This window comes from Paraprevotella clara YIT 11840 (assembly GCF_000233955.1).
Classification (GTDB): Bacteria; Bacteroidota; Bacteroidia; order Bacteroidales; family Bacteroidaceae; genus Paraprevotella; species Paraprevotella clara.
Genome location: NZ_JH376725.1, coordinates 243 through 609, shown reverse-complemented (window position 1 = coordinate 609; position 367 = coordinate 243). Strand labels below are relative to the sequence as shown.

Here is a 367-nt window from a genome sequence, read left to right as displayed (position 1 = left end):
CAAAAATCGCTCTCTTATACAAAGACTTATAGAAAAATTAGCAAATTAGCAAATTAGAGAATTAGCAAATGAATACAGAAATAGAAAATCATAATACTAAAGCCTATTTTGGTAAGTTTGGCGGGCAATACGTGCCTGAAACAGCTATGTATGCCCTTACTGAACTAGAAAAAGAATATCAGAAAGCTAAAAACGACCCTGCTTTTGAAGAAGAACTACAGGATTTACTCAAAAACTACGTAGGGAGACCCTCTCCTTTGTATTACGCTAAGAATCTTAGTGCTCATTATGGGCAGGATATCTACCTAAAGCGCGAAGACCTCAACCATACAGGGGCTCACAAGATTAACAATGCGTTGGGACAGGT

General features: G+C 37.6%; 1 pseudogene. It reads left to right on the top strand.

From position 1 onward, the window contains the following. Window positions 1-68: 68 nt before the first annotated feature. Window positions 69-367: pseudogene (locus HMPREF9441_RS18930) on the top strand (tryptophan synthase subunit beta); the annotation flags it as partial.